This window comes from Nocardia sp. NPDC004711, from assembly GCF_053601595.1.
Window position 1 is genome coordinate 19,987 of record NZ_JBSGCB010000061.1, and the last position, 16,964, is coordinate 36,950.

Genomic DNA, 16,964 nt, shown 5'->3' on the forward strand with positions numbered 1-16,964 from the left:
CGTTCGTGCCTCCCGGGTCAGGCGTAGTCCCTGCGCAATTGCGCCTTGATGACCTTTCCGCTCGCATTGCGCGGAAGGCTCTCGACGAGCACAAGGTGTTTGGGGTGCTTGAAGCGGGCGAGCCGTTCATTCAGGAAAGGCTCCAGCTCGGCCAACGTCAGCGGTGTATCGGCTACGACGATGGCGACCGGAACCTCACCCCACTTGTCATCAGATCGTCCGACAACGGCGGCTTCCAGGATTCTCTCGTGCTCGAACAGCACGTTCTCTATCTCGGCGCAGTACACGTTCTCGCCGCCGGAAATAATCATGTCCTTCTTCCGGTCGACGACGTAGACGAAGCCCTCCTCATCGACCCGGACCAGGTCACCGGAATGGAACCAGCCGCCGGCGAACGCCTCCGCGGTCGCCTGTGGGTTGTTCCAGTAGCCCGCCGTCAGTGTGGGGCCGCGGTAGACGATCTCACCGACCTCGCCGACGGCGACATCGTTCATCTCTTCGTCGACCACACGCGCGGCAATGGTCCGGATCACCTTGCCCACGGAACCGATCTTGCGGATCGCGTCGGCACCGTTCATGAGGCAGGTGACCGGTGACATCTCTGTCTGCCCGAATGCCGCGACGATCAGCGCGGCGGGGAACGTTTCGGCCATTGCCCGCAGGACTGCGTCCGATGCGGGTGCCGCGCCCCAACTGATGACCTCCAAAGCCAGGTCACGCTCGCGGATGGAGGGATCCGCACAGATCATCTGCCATTGCGCGGGTACGAGGAATACGGACGTAGCGCGTTCCCGCTCCCACGCGTCGAGCGTGTCGGTGGCGTTGAAGGCGCCGAGAGGTTGAATCACGGTCTTGGTGCCGAGTACGAGATTCGGCGCGATTCCGCCCAGGCCGGCGATATGGAACAGCGGCACGGCGCAGAAATGCACCGTGTCCACGGTCGTCCGCAGCCCATGGATAGCGGTCAGTGCTTGGGCGTGCAGGTTCACATGGGACAGGACTGCGCCCTTGGGGTGGCCGGTGGTTCCCGACGTGTACATGATCAGGGCAGCGGAGTCTTCCGCAACGTCGATGGGCGGGTGCGAGGCACCGTGCTCGGCGACCAGCGCTTCGTACTCCTCCCCCCGCGTGACGCTGAGGCCGAGCCGAGGTATGCGCCGACACACGGCGGCCGCGAGCGGGGCGAGCGTGCTGTCGGTGATCACGCCCTTGGCGCCGCTGTCCTCGGCGATGTAGCAAATCTCGTTGTCCGCCAGCCGAAAGTTGACCGGGACCGCGATCGCTCCCAGCGCGTTGATAGCCAGCACCGACTCCAGGTACTCGGTGTTGTTGAGCATCAGGATCAGCACCCGGTCGCCCTCGGACACCCCACGGCGGAACAGCGCATCGGCAAGTCTGTCCGAGCGCTCGTGGAGCTGCCGCCACGTGGTATCCACGCCATCGAAGCGGATAGCCACCTCATCGGGTCGCATCTGGGCATGGATAGCGACCTGATTCATCCAATGGTTGCGCCGCGAGCGCCGCGGCTGTTCGGTGCTACCGGTAAGCGAACGAGGGTCTACGCCCATGGTCATGCTCCTACCACCGGCAACTCGCCGGTCATCACCGCGAGCCGGGTATGCACAATCTGCTCGGCCTCGCGAACCATCCGATCCACGACCTCTGCCACCGACGGAATGTCCTCGATCAACCCCTGACAAAGTCCGACGGTCCAGATCCCCGCATCGAGATCACCTTCTTCGAACACAACACGTCCACGTTTGCCGGATACGAGGTCGGCCACGTCGGCGAATGTCCCGCCGGCCCGCTCGATCTCGACGACCTTGCGGCTCACGGCGTTGTCCGCTACACGAGCGGTGTTGTGGAGGGTCCGGAGGATCAGGTTGGTTTCGAGTTCGCTGCTGGCGACCATGCGCTCTTTCACCCTCTGATGAACCGGCGACTCCTTGGTGCACAAGAAGCGGGTGCCCATGTTGACGCCCTCGGCTCCGAGCGCGAGTGCCGCGACGAGCCCGTGCGCATCGGCGATGCCCCCGGAAGCGATGACCGGAATCTCCAATGCCCGTGCTGCGGCCGGAATGAGCACCAGGCCCGGTATGTCGGTCTCACCCGGATGTCCAGCGCACTCGAAGCCATCGATGCTGACCGCATCGACACCGACGCTCTGCGCCTTCAGCGCGTGCTTTACGCTGGTCGCCTTGTGGATCACCTTGATGCCGTGGTGCTTGAACACCTCGGTGTACGTCTCCGGGTTGCTTCCAGCGATCTCGACGATCTTCACACCGCTGTCGATGATCGCTTGGCAGTACTCGTCGTAGGGCGGCGGCGTGATCGCGGGCAGAATCGTGAGGTTGACGCCGAACGGCTTATCGGTGAGAGCGCGACATCGGTCCACCTCCTTGCGGAGATCCGCGGGTGTCGGCTGCGTCAGCGCGGTGATGAAGCCCAGAGCACCGGCATTTGCAACAGCACTGACAAGCTGTGCGCGGCCTGCCCACATCATCCCGCCCTGCACGATCGGGTGATCAATACCGAATTCCTCGGTCAGGCGTGTTCGCAGCACAGATTCCTCCTACTCGTTCCCTGCACGGACGCTCACCAACGAGCACGCGCTTGTTCATCAGAATCGTCACTTGAGGAGCCACTCTCCGGTGAAGACCGGCTCGTGTTTATCGATAAATGCGGCAAAGGCGGCCGGGGCGTCCGCGGTGGCGAAGTTGACCGTCTGAGCCCTCGCCTCACCCGCCAACGCCTCCGCCAGCGTGCGATTCACTGCCTCGTGTAGCAGCGCTTTGGATTGCGCCAGTGCGATCGGCGGCGCCCCCTCCAGTCGGCTGGCGAGGTCCGCCACGAAACCGTTGATGTCCGCACTGTCCACAACCCAGGTGACCAGGCCCAGACGGTGAGCCTCCTCGGCATCGATCGTCTCGGCCAGCAGAGCCAGCCGCTTGGCCTGCTGCAACCCGACAAGCCTGGCGAGCAGCCATGATCCGCCCAGATCGAGCGACAGGCCGCGGCGCGCGAAAATCTGGGAAAAGCGCGAATCCGGAGTCGCGACGACGAAATCACAGCCGAGCGCGAGGTTCCATCCGGCGCCTACTGCGATGCCACGGACCTTTGCGATCACGGGCACCGGCAGATCGTGCAGAGCGCGTGCCACCTCGTTGACGCCGAGCATGGCCCGCAGTGGATGCTCACCGGCCTCGCCGGAGGCGAGGTCGGCACCGGCACAGAAGGCGTCGCCGGCTCCCGCCAGCACGACAACACGTACGTCGGGATTCTCACGCACGGCCGATAGAGTCCTGGCGAGCGCGGCCCACAACTCACCGTTGAGTGCGTTCTTGCGATGCGGACGGTTCAGCGTCAGAGTCAGCACACTGCCGTCTGCCGACACGATCAATACGGGCTCGTCAGCCACGACGACTTCCTTCCAGGCGTGACACACGCCAACGGCTTGTCTTCTTCAGTCCCATGTGGCGCGGTCGCGCCCGGCGTCGCCGGATTCGCGACGTCGGGCGCGAATTGCTCATCCCTGGTACGAGGTGTGGTGCGAATCAGCGGGGACGCAGTGTCAACGCCGACGACCGGTTCGGCGCGAGTTCGGGACGCGACGGGGTGGTCAAGGTCGGCGTCGCGGATCCGAACGGATGACGCATCTTGCCCGCTACCCATTCCTCACCACGAAGCGTCTCACCGGCGGTGCCGACCCGGCGCTGCGCAGCGCGCATCCGCGGTGCGGTGATGATCCCCTTCGGGAGCCGCTTGTAGATGTTCGTGAGGACAAACCAGCTCACCTTGGCCATGAGCGGACGTGGCTTGCCGAGAGAACTACGACGTTCCCAAAGCACCCGTACCTCGTCGGGCAGCAGGTTCATCTCGAGCGACATGTACCAGTTAGTCACCACGCGCGACAGCAGCGGCTGCTTGGGGCCGTCTCCATCGACCGACCCGAACGCGATCTTCGCGCCGCGGTAGAGCTCGAATTCCCCCGACCGGACCCGCTCCATCCACCACTGTTCGTAGGAGTCCCAGTCCGTCCCGGGAACGAGCTCTTCGTCGATGCCGAACAGCATCGAAAAGATCTTGCACTCCTCGTAGTAGCGATCCGCCTCCTCCTTGGTGAGGGGCCCTTCCAGGATTTCGTAGAGTTGCTTGATCGGGATCACTTGCGTCGCAACGGTCTTCTGCATGACGAGTTCCTCAGTGGCACGATAAGGCTGTCCCGTCCGCATGTGACCGCAGTTCTCCGGCGCCATGCCCCCGACCATGCTGTGGTAACCGTTGATCTTTCGCGACACCTTCAATGCCGTGTCGAGATCCTCCACAAACCAGGACATGAACGAGTTGTAGACCCGCGAGACCCGCCCGGCGTAGTCCTCGAGGACGACGGAGCCCATTATTCCGAACATGATCTCTGGAATGACCTGTTCCAGAAGGCCTGCATGGATCAGCATGTGTGGAACCACAGGCAGGGGGGCGACCATCCGCCACATCATCGAGTCGGGGCCAAAGAGGCCGGCGTTCGGATCGGACACCCGCTTACGCAACAGTTCGTGGTTGCGGGCACAGTCGTCCAGGGTGATCACCCGGTCACGAATGGCCAGCTTGGGATCAAAGGGGAGTTCGTCGGCCACTGGCCCGTTATCCATACGTTCGGTGGTAGCCGATATCTCTGAAGTCATTTCGACCCTCCTCGCCAATCTGGCGCTATCTGATACTCGAAAGTATCTCTTCTTCTACCGGTAAGCAATGGCCTAGCCCCCCATTCGCCTAATCATCTATCTGATTAGGCTTGATGCATGATGCCCCGCAATGTTGGACAAGCGAGCGCTAGCCGCGTCCAGGTACCCAAGACCGCCGACGTGGTAGCGGCCGCACTCCGGCGAGAGATCCTCCGCAACGAGCTCTACGACGCAGACCTGCTCACCGAGGCCGAATTGATGGAAAAGTACGGCGTCTCGCGCCCGTCGCTGCGCGAAGCGCTTCGGGTCTTGGAGTCCGAGAAACTCGTCGTCGTCCGCCGTGGGAAGCAAGGCGGAGTCAAGGCGCGCCGGCCGAGCGTCGCGGTGGCGGCCAACTACCTCGGACTCGTCATGCAGGCCGAGCGAATCACCCTCGCCGATGTCTACACGGCCCGTGTGGCGATCGAACCACAGGCCGTACGGCTTCTCGCCGACTCGCCTCAGCAAGGGCAGGCCCTTACCGAGCTCCGTGGTCTGCTCGCGTACGAGGCGCAAGTCATCGACAACCCGGATGCCTACGGGACCGCCGTCACCCACTTCCACCAGCGATTGGTGGAGCTTTCGGGCAACAAGACCCTCGCCCTTCTGTGGGGAACCTTGCAACACGTCCTCGCCGGTGAGGTCAAGGACATCGGCACCCGAGTGACCGCGACCCAGCGCGCCCAGCGAGTCGAAGGCGTCGAACAGGGCCTCAGCCTCATCGAGGCAGGTGACGCCGACAAGGCCGAGCAGTTCTGGCGCATCGAGATGACAAAGATCAGCAAGAAGGTGCTGCAGCGGCACGGCGCGAAAACAGTGGTCGACGTTCTCGGAGAGCCAGGCCGGTAGCAGGGCCGCAACCGACAAATGACTACGGTTCCGACCTCGACGAAGCGCACCACGTCGCGGTCGGAACCGACGCAGTCGCCGCCGCTCACAGCTCCGCCCTTCCACCCTACGAGCGCGCCCGATCGGAGAAGCGGGCGCGTGATCGTTCGAGGTCATGTCGCCCAACTCCTCCTCCGCCCCACACCGGGGCTCATCAGGCTAAATATATAGATGATTAGCCGGTATAGTAGCCTGGGTCACAAAGCCCGTCAACGGTGGACAGGCCTGACCCGCATGAGCCATGATCGCCACGGTGTACACATCAAAGGATGCTCGTACGCATATACGTTCGCGACGGTGGTTGACTCACCGACGCGGGAGATCCGAGAGGTGGCGAAAGCACTGTGACTACTACTGTGCGAGGCTGGCGAGCAGAACAGTTCGGAGCGCCCGAAGAGGTGCTTCGAGTACAGGTCCTCGACGTGCCACCGCCGCCGGACGACGGGGTTCGCATCAGCGTGGCCGCCACCGGCGTCGGGCTCCCGGACCTTCTCATGACACGCGGTGGCTACCCCCTGGTTGCAAAACCACCGATTTCACCTGGTCAAGAGGTCGTCGGCATTGTCGTCGACGCCGGCGCCCGGTCCAGATTCAAGCCCGGGGACCGAGTCCTGGCGCTGACTCAGTACGCCGAAGGATGGGGCGGTTTCTCCGACTGCTGCCTCGCCTACGACTACCGCGTCTGCCCCGCGCCCGACATGCTCAGCGACGAGGAGGCTGCCGGTTTCTTCATCCCGTTCCGCACCGCCTACGGAGCTCTCGTCCACCGGGGGAAGGTTCAAGCCGGCGAGACACTGCTCGTGCTGGGCGGCACGGGCAGCAGCGGGGCGACAGCGATCCAGGTCGGAAAGGCTCTGGGCGCTCACACCATCGCGGTGGCCAGCGGTCCGGCCGGGACGCGGTTCTGCCGCGAACTCGGTGCCGACGCGGTCATCGACAGGAAGCAGGTGCCGATCGACGAGGGTGTGAAGGCCGTACTGGGCGAGACCACGGTCGATGCGATCTTCGACCCCGTCGGCGGCGCGGCCAGCGAGACGGCGGTGAAGCTGTTGGCACCGCACGGCCGCATGATGGTCGTCGGTTATGCCAGCGGCAGCTGGCACCAGCCGGACCCTGTCCGTACCGCACTATCGAACCACACGATCGTCGGCGTCTTCGCCGGCGCGATGGGACCGGTCCGCGATCAGGCGACGTTCGAGGCACTCGGCCGTATGGCTGCCGACGGCAGCGTGCGCGCGCCGATCAGCCGCACATGGTCATTCGACGAGGTTCCGGCCGCGATCGCGTCGCTGGAACTCGATCCTCGGCCCGGCAAGATGATCGTCAAACTGAACGGCTGACTCACAATCAACAGAGACGAGGAGCCGACGAATGGCGGATAAGAACGCCCTACGCGAGCTGATCCATTACTCGGCGTGGCTGTACGACCACCAGCGGCTGGATGAGCTCGCGGCTCTCTATGCAGACGACGCCGAGTTCACGACTGTGATCAGGGGCACGGAGGTCCACGGGCCGTTCATAGGACTGGAGGCCGTCAAAGCCCGGCTACGCGAAGGCATGCATGGACGGTCGGAGCAGATGCGCCACGTCGTCACGAACACCTTCTTCTCGGAAGAGACCCCGGATACGTGTACAGCGATCTCGTACCTGGTGCTGTTGATCGCTGGGGTGTCAGGGCCGCGAGTGCAGGCCACCGGGACCTACACCGACCGATTCGTGCGTGTCGGCACCGAGTGGCGCTACAAATCCAAAATGATCGAGCTGGATTCCCACTTCAGATAATGATCGTCATCGCCCATCCGATTCGCGTACGCCGGGGTTACTTCAGAACCCAGCCTGCGACACCGTCTTTCAGCCGATGACCGAGCGCCGTCAACCCGTCCAGGTTTTCCTTGCTGTCGGTCGCGCAGACCGCCGCGACGAACGCCCCCTGCCGGTCGTACAACGGCGTGGCGACCGCGATGACCTCCCGATAGGTCGCACCGTAGTTGTACGCCAGGGCGGTCGCCCTGATCTCCGGGAGTTCAGCGAGGAATGTCTCTACATGGTGGGGTTCGGATTTCCGCGCGGAGCTCAGAAAGCTGTGCAAGTCCGCATCGGGCAGTCCGGCGAGGATCACTTTTCCGGCCGCGGTGATGAGCAATGGGCGCCTGGAGCGATCCCACGACGCGAAGTCCCACATGTGCGTGAGGCCGACCTGGTCGAGGGAAATGCAGGAGTCGCCGAAACGCACGCCGACGTAGACGCTGCGATTGAGCGCGCCGCCGAGGGCCACCAGTTTCTCGTGCGGCACTCGGAGCGCCGGCAGTGGCGCGCCGGCCATCAGGCTCAAGAGCTGCGGCCCCGGGCCCAGGGTGTAGCGTGTGCCGTCACTGTCGAGGTAGCCGGTGGCGACCAATCCGCTCAGCAGTTGCTGCACCGAGCTCTTCGGCGCGCCCTGCGCTTCCGCCACCGCCTTCAAGGTCAGGCCGTCCGGCGACCGTGCAATCATTTCGAGCGCCAGAACGACCCGATCGACGGTGCGGTGGTGCTTGCCGCTAGCCACTCAACTTCTCCTACTCATGGGACGGACCTATGGACCTCTGTACTCCCGCAGGGAGTCTAGAAGGGCCCGCAGGCGACAGCGCCAGACCCACTACGTAACCCATCCGGTGAAGGATCTCGTCAGCGCCAGCCGCCGTCGACGCGAAGGACGGCGCCGTTCGTGTAGCTGGCGAGGTCCGACGCCAGGTACAGGGCCGCTCCCACGATTTCTCGCGGTTCACCACACCGCTTGAGCGCCACCTGGCTCGCCATGTGCTCACGGACATCGGGCGACCAATGTGTCGAGATGTCGGTGAGGATAGGTCCGGGCTGGATCAAGTTGACCCGCACACTCGGAGCGAAGGCTTGGGCAAGACCCTCCGTCATCGTGCGCAAGCCGGCCTTGGCGGCGGCGTACGGAAGGGCGTCCGGTGCCGGCCGGATCGCCTCGATCGACCCTATGTTGATAATTGCGCCGCCGGCACCGGCGTGCATACGAGTACCGATGAGGGCCGCCAAACGGAACGGCCCCTTCAGATTGACGGCGATCACCTTGTCGAACAGCTCTTCGCTGACCTCCGCCAGATTCGGGTAGAGCGGTGACAGGCCGGCATTGTTCACCAATACATCGACACGGCCGAACCGGTCGTATGTGGCGTCTACCAGTGCGTCGCACTGAGCCCAGTCGCTGACGTTCGAAGCGAGCGGCAGCGATCGAACTCCGTACTCGCGCTCGATCTCCTCTGCCAGCGAACGGCAAGCGTCGAGTTTACGGCTCGCGATCACTACGGTCGCGCCCTCGGCGGCAAAGGCACGGACCATTTCGGCTCCCATACCGCGGCTTCCGCCGGTGACCACGACAACCTTGCCGGTCAAGCCGTACTCCATCACAACACTCCGTTCGTCACGCCGACCGAATTCAGATGCGCGCGCAGCCCGCGGTTTCCCTCGGCCGACGCCACGGTGTACTGCTTCAGCTCGGCACGGGCGACCGCGCGCCGATGGACCTCGTCCGGCCCGTCGGCGAAATGCAGCGCTCGAATCTCGGCCCACAGCCGAGCGAGCGGCAGGTCCTGGCTCATCCCCGCCGCACCGAAGGTCTGAATGGCACGGTCGATAACACGGGCAGCCATTGCGGGCGCGACGACTTTGATGCCGGAGATCTGGCTGGCAGCCTGCCGGTTGCCGACGGTGTCCATCAGGTGGGCCGCGTGGAGGATGTAGAGCCTTGCCTGATCGATCTCGATCCGCGAGTCTGCAATCCACTCGCGGATCACACCCTGGTCCGCCAGCTTCGTTCCGAATGTTTCTCGCCCGTTGGCCCGGTCGATCATCAGCTCGAGGGCCCGCTCAGCGGCACCCACCATCCGCATGCAGTGATGGATCCGGCCCGGACCCAGTCTCGCCTGCGACATCGCGAACCCGGCACCGGGTTCACCCAGCAGACTCCCGACCGGGACCCGTACGTCGTCGAACTCGATCTCGACGTGACTCTCGCGAGGGTGGTACCCCATGATGCTCAACTCACGCACGATGGAGACGCCGGGGGTGTTCTTCGGGATCAGCACCATACCGTGACGCTGGTGCCGGTCGGCGCCGGGATCTGTGAGCCCCAACACGATGAGAAGCTCGCAGTCCGGACGATTTGCTCCGGTGATCCACCACTTGCGCCCGTTGACCACCCATTCGTCGCCTTCCCGCCGGATTGTGGTGGCGATGTTGCTCGCGTCCGAAGAGCCGACGTCCGGCTCCGTCATGACATACGACGAGCGGATCTCGCCCGCCATCAGCGGCTCGAGCCATCGCTTCTTTTGCCTATCGGTCGCGAACATGGCGAGCAGTTCCATGTTTCCCGTGTCGGGCGCCGAACAGTTGAGCGCCTCGGGGGCCAGGTGCAGGCTCCGGCCAGTGATCTCGGCCAGCGGCGCGTACTCGACGTTGGTCAGCGGCTCGTGTGCGCCGACCCGGTGCGGGAGAAACAGATTCCACAGACCGTGGTCGCGCGCCTGCGCTTTCAGACGTTCCATTACCCCGGACCGGCGGGACGACCCGATCTCGAGTTCGCGCTCGAACGCGGCCTCCGCGGGGTAAATGCGGTCCTCCATGAATTGGGTGAGCCCGTCGAGCAAACGGGTAGCACGGGTCGCGCTGGTTGTCATGATGCTTCCTTGTCGGATTTGGGGTTCGTCATATCGAGGAGATGCGGCGGCAGGCGCGCGCGAAAAGTTCACCGGCTACCCGGTGCAGGCGTTCGCCGGTCTCGGCAGTTGCGTCGCCTGCCTTTGCCCGGGCGTAGGTGCCTTCGAGTACGACGGCGAACTTGAAAGCCGCGAGTACGACGTACCAGTCGATTGCATCGACGCTGCGGCGTGACCCGGCCGCGTAGCGGGCAACGAGATCGTGCTCGGTCGGCAGGCCACCGGCGCGCGAATAGACGGTGCCCAGCAGGTCCTCTTCGTCGTCGGGTGACGGCCACACGGACAGCAGCCAGCCCAGGTCGAGCAACGGATCACCGATCGTCGCCATCTCCCAGTCGACGATCGCGACTAGTTCCGGCGCCGAGGGGGCGAACATGACATTGCCGATATGGAAGTCGCCGTGAATCACCCCTGGTATCGACTCGCCGGGTCGGTTCCGTTCCAGCCAGTCGGCGATCGTCCGGATCTGTTCGGGGCGTACTCCGTCGTATCGGTTGTCCTGACAGTACGACTCCAGCCGTGCCATCCACTGCGGCACCTGACGCTCGAGAAACCCGGCAGGCTTCCCGAACTCGGCGAGTCCGATTGCGGCATGGTCGAGATCTCCGAGTGCGACGAGGGCATCGATCGTCGCCATCGCCATCACGGTCCGTGCCGCGTCCGAGCGAAGCACGTCGGGGAGGCTGATCGCCGCATTCACGCCGTCGATGGCTTCCATTAGATAGAAGGCATGACCGTTCATGAGACCCGGATCGACTGCCCCCGCGATAAAGGATGCGTGCGGCACCGGCGTACCACGCAGGGCGCGTAGCAGTCTCATCTCGCGCTCGATAGTGCGGTTCGAGTCCGACCGGGCATGCACCGGACCCCGCCGCAGGACGTAGGACTGCCCGCTCCGGTTGAAGCGAATCATCACATTTTGGGTGCCGCCCGAGATCGCCTCGAATCCGGTGAGTTCCCCGATTCCGATGCCCTGTTCATCCATCCACGCGCGCATTTCGTCGAAGTCGACCAACTCGCCGACCTCACCGGCGCCGTTGGCACCAAGGCTGAACGCACCGCCCCCCTTGTTCACGGCCGACACGATCGAGGTTCCTTTTTCCGATGACATCAGCTGAGAAAGAACTGGTACGGGTTCTTCAGCAGCTGTCGGCCGATGATCATCTTCTGAACCTCGTTCGGGCCCTCCCCGACCCGCCGGATCCGCAACTCCCGAAACCAGCGTTCGAGCGGCATCTCCTTGGTCATGCCCATGCCGCCGTGGATCTGCATCGCTCGATCGACCACCCTCGCCGACGACTCGGTGCACACGATCTTGGCGACGGCTGCCTCGGTCCGGAAGGAGGCACCTCGATCGGCACGGTCGGCCGCCTGCAGGACGAGCATGGTTGCGGTGCGAATATCGATCTCGTTCTCGACGAGCATCCATTCGATGCCTTGATGCTCAGCTAGTGGCTTCCCGAAGACTTCTCGAACCTTGGCATACTCGACAGCGAGTTCCTGAGCCTTCACCGCGACCCCGATGCACGCGGCGGCGTATGGGATACGCCCTGCAGAGAGCTTGTCATTGGCGACAGAGAAGCCTCCGTTGACCTCACCCAGGACATTCTTGCCCGGTACGCGTACGTTCTCGAACTGCAGCTCGGTGGCATAGTGCCCCGAACGGAGCGTGTGGATCACTCGACGCACATGGAACCCTTCGGAGTCCGTATCGACGATGAAGCACGTCACGCCCGCGCGGCCGGAATCGGAATCGCCGGTCCGGGCGAACACCAGCGCGTAGTCGGCCTCTGCGGCCGAGCTGATCCACATCTTCGAACCGTTCAGGATCCAATCGTCACCGTCGCGGATCGCCTTCGTACGAATCGATCGCGCAGGGTCGCTACCGCCCGAGGGCTCGCTCAGAGCGAAGCAGCCCCTTTTTTCACCTCGCGCCGTCGGGACCAGATACCGCTCCTTCTGGTCTGGGGTAGCGTTCGCCAAGCCATTGATCGCGGGTTCGCCGAAGACGTCGTAGCACGGTGCGTACAGCCCGGCCCGGTGTTGCGACATCTCGATGGCCAGCAAAGTTCTCGTAACAGTGTCGAGTCCAGGTCCGCCGACCTCCTCGGGCATGTCGATATTGAACAGCCCCATCTGCTGAACACGCTTGGCCAGCCGTTCGTGATCTGCGGGCGGCAAGCGGCTTTCATCCGGATCCAGCTCCAGCTCGAGCGGGACGATTTCGTCGCGCACGAACCGGCGAACCATCTTGACGAGTTCCTGCTGCTCGGGTGTCGGACGAATGATCACTGGACTTCCTCGGCTTTCAAAGGGGTCCCGGCAGGGAAGGGACGGAGGCGGCCGGGTGCTCGCACTCCGCGGTCGGCAACCATCGATGGCAGGCACCCGAAGGTGGCTGTATGGCTCATGAGCAGCTCGTCGAAACGAGACATGTACTGGGCGTTGATCTCGACACGGAACTGCCGGGGTGTCTCGTCCGCACCGAGAATGTCGAGGAGGACACCGCGCAGGCCGAACGTCGAACGGCCACCCGCGTAGCCGATGTCCACGATGGTGCCGTCGATGCGGGCGATCTCGTATACACCGAGGCTGGCCGGCACCGTCCTCACCTCTTCGAGGTTCAGCGGCCTCCAGGGCTTGCTCAGCACGGGCCTCATGCGACGACCTCGGCTCGGTCAGTCAGTACGAGGGACTTCGGAATGTCGACCCAACGGGCACGAATGAATTCGCCGAGCCCCTTGGCCTGAGCGTCGATTCGCACCGACGAAGCGACACCCTCACCGAGCAGTCCGCGGACGACGAAGTTCACCGACCGGATCAGAGGCAGCTCGGTGCGGCTGATCTCGAATTCGGCGGCTTCTGGAAGGAGGCGTCTGAAGGCGGCTTCGTCGATGGTGTGGACCAGCCAATCCCAGGCTCTGTCCGATCGCGCGAACAAACCGACGTTCGCGTTGCCGCCCTTGTCTCCCGACCGCGCGCCGAAGAGGGCGCCGATGGGAACCCTGATCGTCGCTTCATCGGCCCAGCGGTTCTCGGTGGGCCGTTCGGCATCGTCGACCGTGGGGTACGGGGCACGAGGCGGCACCGGCGCGACCACGCTGGAACCGTCCGGCAGCACGACCGACTGCACGGCGTCGACAGCCGGAATCAAAGCCGGCCAGTAGACTCCGTAGGCGCTCGCCCGGCGGTGGCCGTCGCCTTCGATGAAGAATCCGGCGTAGTTCGCACAGGCCAGTGATACGGCCGCATCGAAAACGCGGCGGCCCAGCAGGGATGGATCGCTGTGCTTCAGCGTGACCACGAGCCGCGACAGGGCATCCAGATTGAAGACCGGGTCTGTGCCCTCGGATTTCAGCAGCTGGATATCTACCTCGTCGAATTGCTCTCGACCGCCGAGCTGTTCGAAGAAGCCGTCGATCGCGAGCTGCGCTTTCTGGTCGACGTCCAGCCCTGTGATCATGAACGTCACGCTCTGCCTGTACCCCCCGACGTAGTTCAGGCACACCTTCGTCATGTCCGGTGCCGGATAGCCCCGGGCCCCCGAGATGAGTACTCGGTCGGGGCCGGCCTGATCAAGACTGACGCTTCGAAGGTCCACGACCACATCGGGATTCGCATACAACGGACCGTCGATCTCGTACAGCAATTGCGAGGTCACCGTCTCAACGGTGACCGCACCGCCGGTGCCGCTGTGCTTTGTGATGACCGACGAGCCATCCCGATGAAGCTCGGCGATGGGGAATCCAGGGTGCCTCATGTCGGGGATCTCGTGAGAGAACGAGAAGTTCCCCCCGGTTGCTTGCACCCCGCACTCGATCACGTGTCCCGCGACAACCGCGCCTGCCAGGCGGTCCCAGTCGTCGTGCGCCCAGTCGAACGCCCAGGCGGCCGGACCCACGACCAGCGCCGCATCCGTCACTCTCGGCGTGACTACGATGTCGGCGCCTGAGCGCAATGCGGTGGCGATCCCCCAGCCTCCGAAGTACGCGTTGGCCGTGACCGGCAACGACGTAATGTCCGAGAGCGGAGCGCCGGTATCGAGGTGTGTGAAGGCGTTGCCAGAGGCCTGGAGAGCGGGCAGCCGGTCCAGTAGATCGTCCCCGGTGACGTAGGCGATCGCCGGTCGCAGACCGGCCGCAGCAGAGAGGTCGTCGAGCGCGCGAGCCAAGCCGGCGGGGTTCAGCCCCCCGGCGTTGGCAACAATCTTGATCCCACGGTCGAGGCAGCTGCCGAGCACTTCCTCGACCTGCCTCAGAAACGTTGTCGCGTAACCCGCGTTGGGGTCGCGTACCTTGTTCTTCCACAGGATGAACATCGTCAATTCAGCCAGATAGTCGCCGGTCAGGACGTCGATGTCACCGCCCTCGACCATCTCGCGGGCCGCGGAAAAGCGGTCGCCGAAGAATGCCGAGCAGTTGGCGACCAGTAGTCGCTCACGCATGTCTTGCTCCTTCGTTCAGGGGAAGCAGGATCGATGCGGTCGCAGGGACGCACACCTCTCCATCCGATCGCCGCGTCTCGCGTACCTCGACGCGAACCAGCCCGAATGCTTCGTCGAATTCTTCTTTGCCGACCACTTCGATCGCGCAGGTAAGCGCATCGCCCGGTACAGCGAAGCGCCGGATCGAGACATCGAGCTCGCTCACGCGCCCGTTCGGACCGGCGAACTCGGCACACGCCTGGGCGACGAACGCCCCGTGCAGGTGCGATTGGACCAGGACGTCGGGATAGCCCTCACTGGCCGCGTAGGCCTGGTCGTAGTGGATACGGTGTGGATTGCCCGTTGCCGCGCTGTAGCGGAAGAGCTGGACATGGGTCGGGGTCCGATGAAAGTCCTCGAAAACGTCACCGACGGATACGTCGTCGAACAGGCGAGAGATCGTCGTCATCACGCGGCCTCGCGGACGAGGATCGTACGCCTACACGTCATGATCGACTCACCTTCACCTGTCTGGAATCGGTTCTCGTAGACGACGACCAACATGGGTCCGCTCCGGGTCCGCCGCAGCATCAGGTCATCGAGGCGGGTCTGGCATCGCACCCGGTCCCGCCCTTGGAGCTCGGTGTGAAAGGTCATCGCCTCACCGCCACCCATGAGCCGGTAACCGGAGCTCGGAATGCCCGGTGAGAGAGGATCGTGGACCGTCCCGTCCGCACGGAGATCACGTTCGTCGCCGCCATCGGTCCAGTCGACGATCGAGGGCAGCAGGTTGACTGGGGCCACCACCGATCGGAAGCCCAGCGAGCGCGCGTGCTCCTCGTCGAAATGGATCGGGTCGGTTGCTCCGATCGCCCGCGCGTAACGCTGGATCAATAGAGGCGTCACTTCCCCCAACTCGACCACGGATACTGTTTCCTGATGACGGCGGAGCCTCTCGACGAGGTCCTCGTCCACTGCCAGCTTCTGCACGTTCAAATCACTCGCTCTTTCCGAAGTACCGCCAACTCATCGGCGGACATCCCTAGTCGCGTGCGTAGGATCTCTTCGGTGTGCTCCCCGAGCAACGGTGCTGGAGAGGGCGCGGCGCTACTACCCTCGGCGAGCCGGATGGGTGAGCCGAAGACCCACTGCTCCCGGCCGTCCTCGAGTTGCAGGGGCGTCAGGATCCCGCGCGATCTGATGTGCTCGTCGTCGAAGAGACTCTGCAATGCCTTGACGGGTGCGCAAGGAATCTTGGCGTCCTCCAACGCCGAGATCACCTCGCCGGTCGTGAGACCGGATGACCAGCCGGCCACGAAGGCATCGACCTCGTCGATCCGTTTCGCTCGTGCATCGTTCGACCCGAAGCCCGGGTCATCGGCCAGTCCTGGGGCGGCGATCAACGCGCACAACGATTCCCAATGCCGGTCGCTGATTCCGATGATTGCCACCCACCCGTCCGATGTCGGGTAGACGTTGTACGGCGACACACCCAACCCTCCGTGCCGATTGCCGGTACGTTCGGGCACCGTTCCGCCGCTGTCGAGATAGCCGGCAAGATTCGAAGCCAGACTCGGAATTACGGCATCCTGCATGGCGACCTCGACGTGATCACCGAGGCCGGTCGAACCCCGCTGCACCAAGGCGGCCAGAACGCCCGCCGCGAGGTGCGCGCCGCCCATGAAGTCGGCGACGGCCATACCGGCCTTCACTGGCGGCCTGTCCGCGAAGCCGGTGACGGCCATCAGGCCGGTCGTTGCTTGGATCGTGAGGTCCATCGCCTTCAAATGCGCGTTCGGACCGGAGCTCCCGTAGCCGCTGCCTGACGCAAAGACGAGTCCGGGGTTGATCTCGCGCAGGACGCTGTAACCGAGTCCTAGCCGATCCATCGTCCCCGGGGCGTAGTTCTCGACCAGAACGTCAACATGGGCCACCAGCCGCTTCAGAATCTCGCGACCCTCACCGGTCTTCAGATCCAAACGCACACTTCGCTTTCCGGCATTCAGTAGCGCGAACGCGGCAGTCGGTTCGTCGGTCTGCCGGAGCCGTACCGCCTCACCGCCCGGCGGCTCGATCTTGATGACGTCGGCACCGAGGCGCGCGAGGAGCATCGAGCAGTAGGGACCCAGGTACACCTGACCAAGGTCCATAACCGTGATGCCACTGAGCATAATTTGTCCTTATATACGTTCACTCGTCCGTTATTACGGA

At 64.0% G+C, this 16,964-nt stretch carries 17 protein-coding genes; 3 read left to right on the top strand and 14 right to left on the bottom strand.

Annotation, left to right across the window (positions count from 1 at the left end):
* Window positions 1–17: 17 nt before the first annotated feature.
* The 4 genes from fadD5 to ACWEKS_RS40345 form a co-directional block, all read right to left on the bottom strand.
* Window positions 18–1,574 (bottom strand): fatty-acid--CoA ligase FadD5, encoded by a 1,557-nt coding sequence (gene fadD5 / locus ACWEKS_RS40330; protein WP_452344985.1) that lies wholly within the window; start codon window positions 1,572–1,574, stop codon window positions 18–20.
* A complete protein-coding gene (locus ACWEKS_RS40335) occupies window positions 1,571–2,563 on the bottom strand; it encodes an NAD(P)H-dependent flavin oxidoreductase (RefSeq protein ID WP_452344986.1) in 993 nt (330 codons plus the stop codon). The genes fadD5 and ACWEKS_RS40335 overlap by 4 nt, the downstream gene beginning before the upstream one ends.
* 66 nt (window positions 2,564–2,629) lie before the next feature.
* Window positions 2,630–3,418, bottom strand: a complete 789-nt coding sequence (locus tag ACWEKS_RS40340) for an enoyl-CoA hydratase/isomerase family protein (RefSeq protein WP_452344987.1) — start codon at window positions 3,416–3,418, stop codon at window positions 2,630–2,632.
* 136 nt (window positions 3,419–3,554) lie between these two features.
* Entirely contained in the window at window positions 3,555–4,634 is a 1,080-nt protein-coding gene (locus ACWEKS_RS40345; RefSeq protein ID WP_452344988.1) for an oxygenase MpaB family protein, read from the bottom strand.
* Between the two features lie 165 nt (window positions 4,635–4,799).
* Between ACWEKS_RS40345 and ACWEKS_RS40350 the strand changes: the two genes are divergently transcribed.
* The 3 genes from ACWEKS_RS40350 to ACWEKS_RS40360 all read left to right on the top strand — a co-directional run bounded on the left by ACWEKS_RS40350 (window position 4,800) and on the right by ACWEKS_RS40360 (window position 7,391).
* The gene (locus tag ACWEKS_RS40350) at window positions 4,800–5,570 is read left to right on the top strand and encodes a FadR/GntR family transcriptional regulator (RefSeq protein ID WP_452344989.1); all 771 of its coding nucleotides are present in this window, start codon (window positions 4,800–4,802) and stop codon (window positions 5,568–5,570) included.
* A gap of 461 nt (window positions 5,571–6,031) precedes the next feature.
* Complete coding sequence (locus tag ACWEKS_RS40355; RefSeq protein WP_452345018.1) at window positions 6,032–6,949, top strand: NADPH:quinone oxidoreductase family protein; 918 nt, start codon at window positions 6,032–6,034, stop codon at window positions 6,947–6,949.
* A gap of 31 nt (window positions 6,950–6,980) precedes the next feature.
* On the top strand, window positions 6,981–7,391 hold the full coding sequence (locus ACWEKS_RS40360; RefSeq protein WP_452344990.1) for a nuclear transport factor 2 family protein: 411 nt from the start codon (window positions 6,981–6,983) through the stop codon (window positions 7,389–7,391).
* Window positions 7,392–7,428: 37 nt separating this feature from the next.
* Here ACWEKS_RS40360 and ACWEKS_RS40365 read toward each other — a convergent pair whose 3' ends face one another.
* The 10 genes from ACWEKS_RS40365 to ACWEKS_RS40410 form a co-directional block, all read right to left on the bottom strand.
* Complete coding sequence (locus tag ACWEKS_RS40365; RefSeq protein WP_452344991.1) at window positions 7,429–8,154, bottom strand: IclR family transcriptional regulator; 726 nt, start codon at window positions 8,152–8,154, stop codon at window positions 7,429–7,431.
* Between the two features lie 119 nt (window positions 8,155–8,273).
* Complete coding sequence (locus ACWEKS_RS40370; protein WP_452344992.1) at window positions 8,274–9,020, bottom strand: SDR family NAD(P)-dependent oxidoreductase; 747 nt, start codon at window positions 9,018–9,020, stop codon at window positions 8,274–8,276.
* Entirely contained in the window at window positions 9,020–10,291 is a 1,272-nt protein-coding gene (locus tag ACWEKS_RS40375; protein ID WP_452344993.1) for an acyl-CoA dehydrogenase family protein, read from the bottom strand. The genes ACWEKS_RS40370 and ACWEKS_RS40375 overlap by 1 nt, the downstream gene beginning before the upstream one ends.
* Window positions 10,292–10,319: 28 nt before the next feature.
* Window positions 10,320–11,327 carry a phosphotransferase family protein gene (locus ACWEKS_RS40380; protein WP_452345019.1) on the bottom strand — a complete coding sequence of 336 codons (1,008 nt, stop codon included), beginning with the start codon at window positions 11,325–11,327 and terminating at the stop codon, window positions 10,320–10,322.
* Between the two features lie 113 nt (window positions 11,328–11,440).
* On the bottom strand, window positions 11,441–12,622 hold the full coding sequence (locus tag ACWEKS_RS40385) for an acyl-CoA dehydrogenase family protein (protein ID WP_452344994.1): 1,182 nt from the start codon (window positions 12,620–12,622) through the stop codon (window positions 11,441–11,443).
* Entirely contained in the window at window positions 12,619–12,990 is a 372-nt protein-coding gene (locus tag ACWEKS_RS40390; RefSeq protein ID WP_452344995.1) for a DUF7508 domain-containing protein, read from the bottom strand. The genes ACWEKS_RS40385 and ACWEKS_RS40390 overlap by 4 nt, the downstream gene beginning before the upstream one ends.
* Complete coding sequence (locus tag ACWEKS_RS40395; protein ID WP_452344996.1) at window positions 12,987–14,774, bottom strand: acyclic terpene utilization AtuA family protein; 1,788 nt, start codon at window positions 14,772–14,774, stop codon at window positions 12,987–12,989. The genes ACWEKS_RS40390 and ACWEKS_RS40395 overlap by 4 nt, the downstream gene beginning before the upstream one ends.
* On the bottom strand, window positions 14,767–15,222 hold the full coding sequence (locus ACWEKS_RS40400; protein WP_452344997.1) for a MaoC family dehydratase: 456 nt from the start codon (window positions 15,220–15,222) through the stop codon (window positions 14,767–14,769). The genes ACWEKS_RS40395 and ACWEKS_RS40400 overlap by 8 nt, the downstream gene beginning before the upstream one ends.
* Window positions 15,222–15,743: an FAS1-like dehydratase domain-containing protein gene (locus ACWEKS_RS40405; RefSeq protein ID WP_452345020.1), complete on the bottom strand. Its 522-nt coding sequence runs from the start codon at window positions 15,741–15,743 to the stop codon at window positions 15,222–15,224. The genes ACWEKS_RS40400 and ACWEKS_RS40405 overlap by 1 nt, the downstream gene beginning before the upstream one ends.
* Before the next feature lie 2 nt (window positions 15,744–15,745).
* Window positions 15,746–16,924 carry a CaiB/BaiF CoA transferase family protein gene (locus tag ACWEKS_RS40410; RefSeq protein ID WP_452344998.1) on the bottom strand — a complete coding sequence of 393 codons (1,179 nt, stop codon included), beginning with the start codon at window positions 16,922–16,924 and terminating at the stop codon, window positions 15,746–15,748.
* Between the last annotated feature and the right edge of the window lie 40 nt (window positions 16,925–16,964).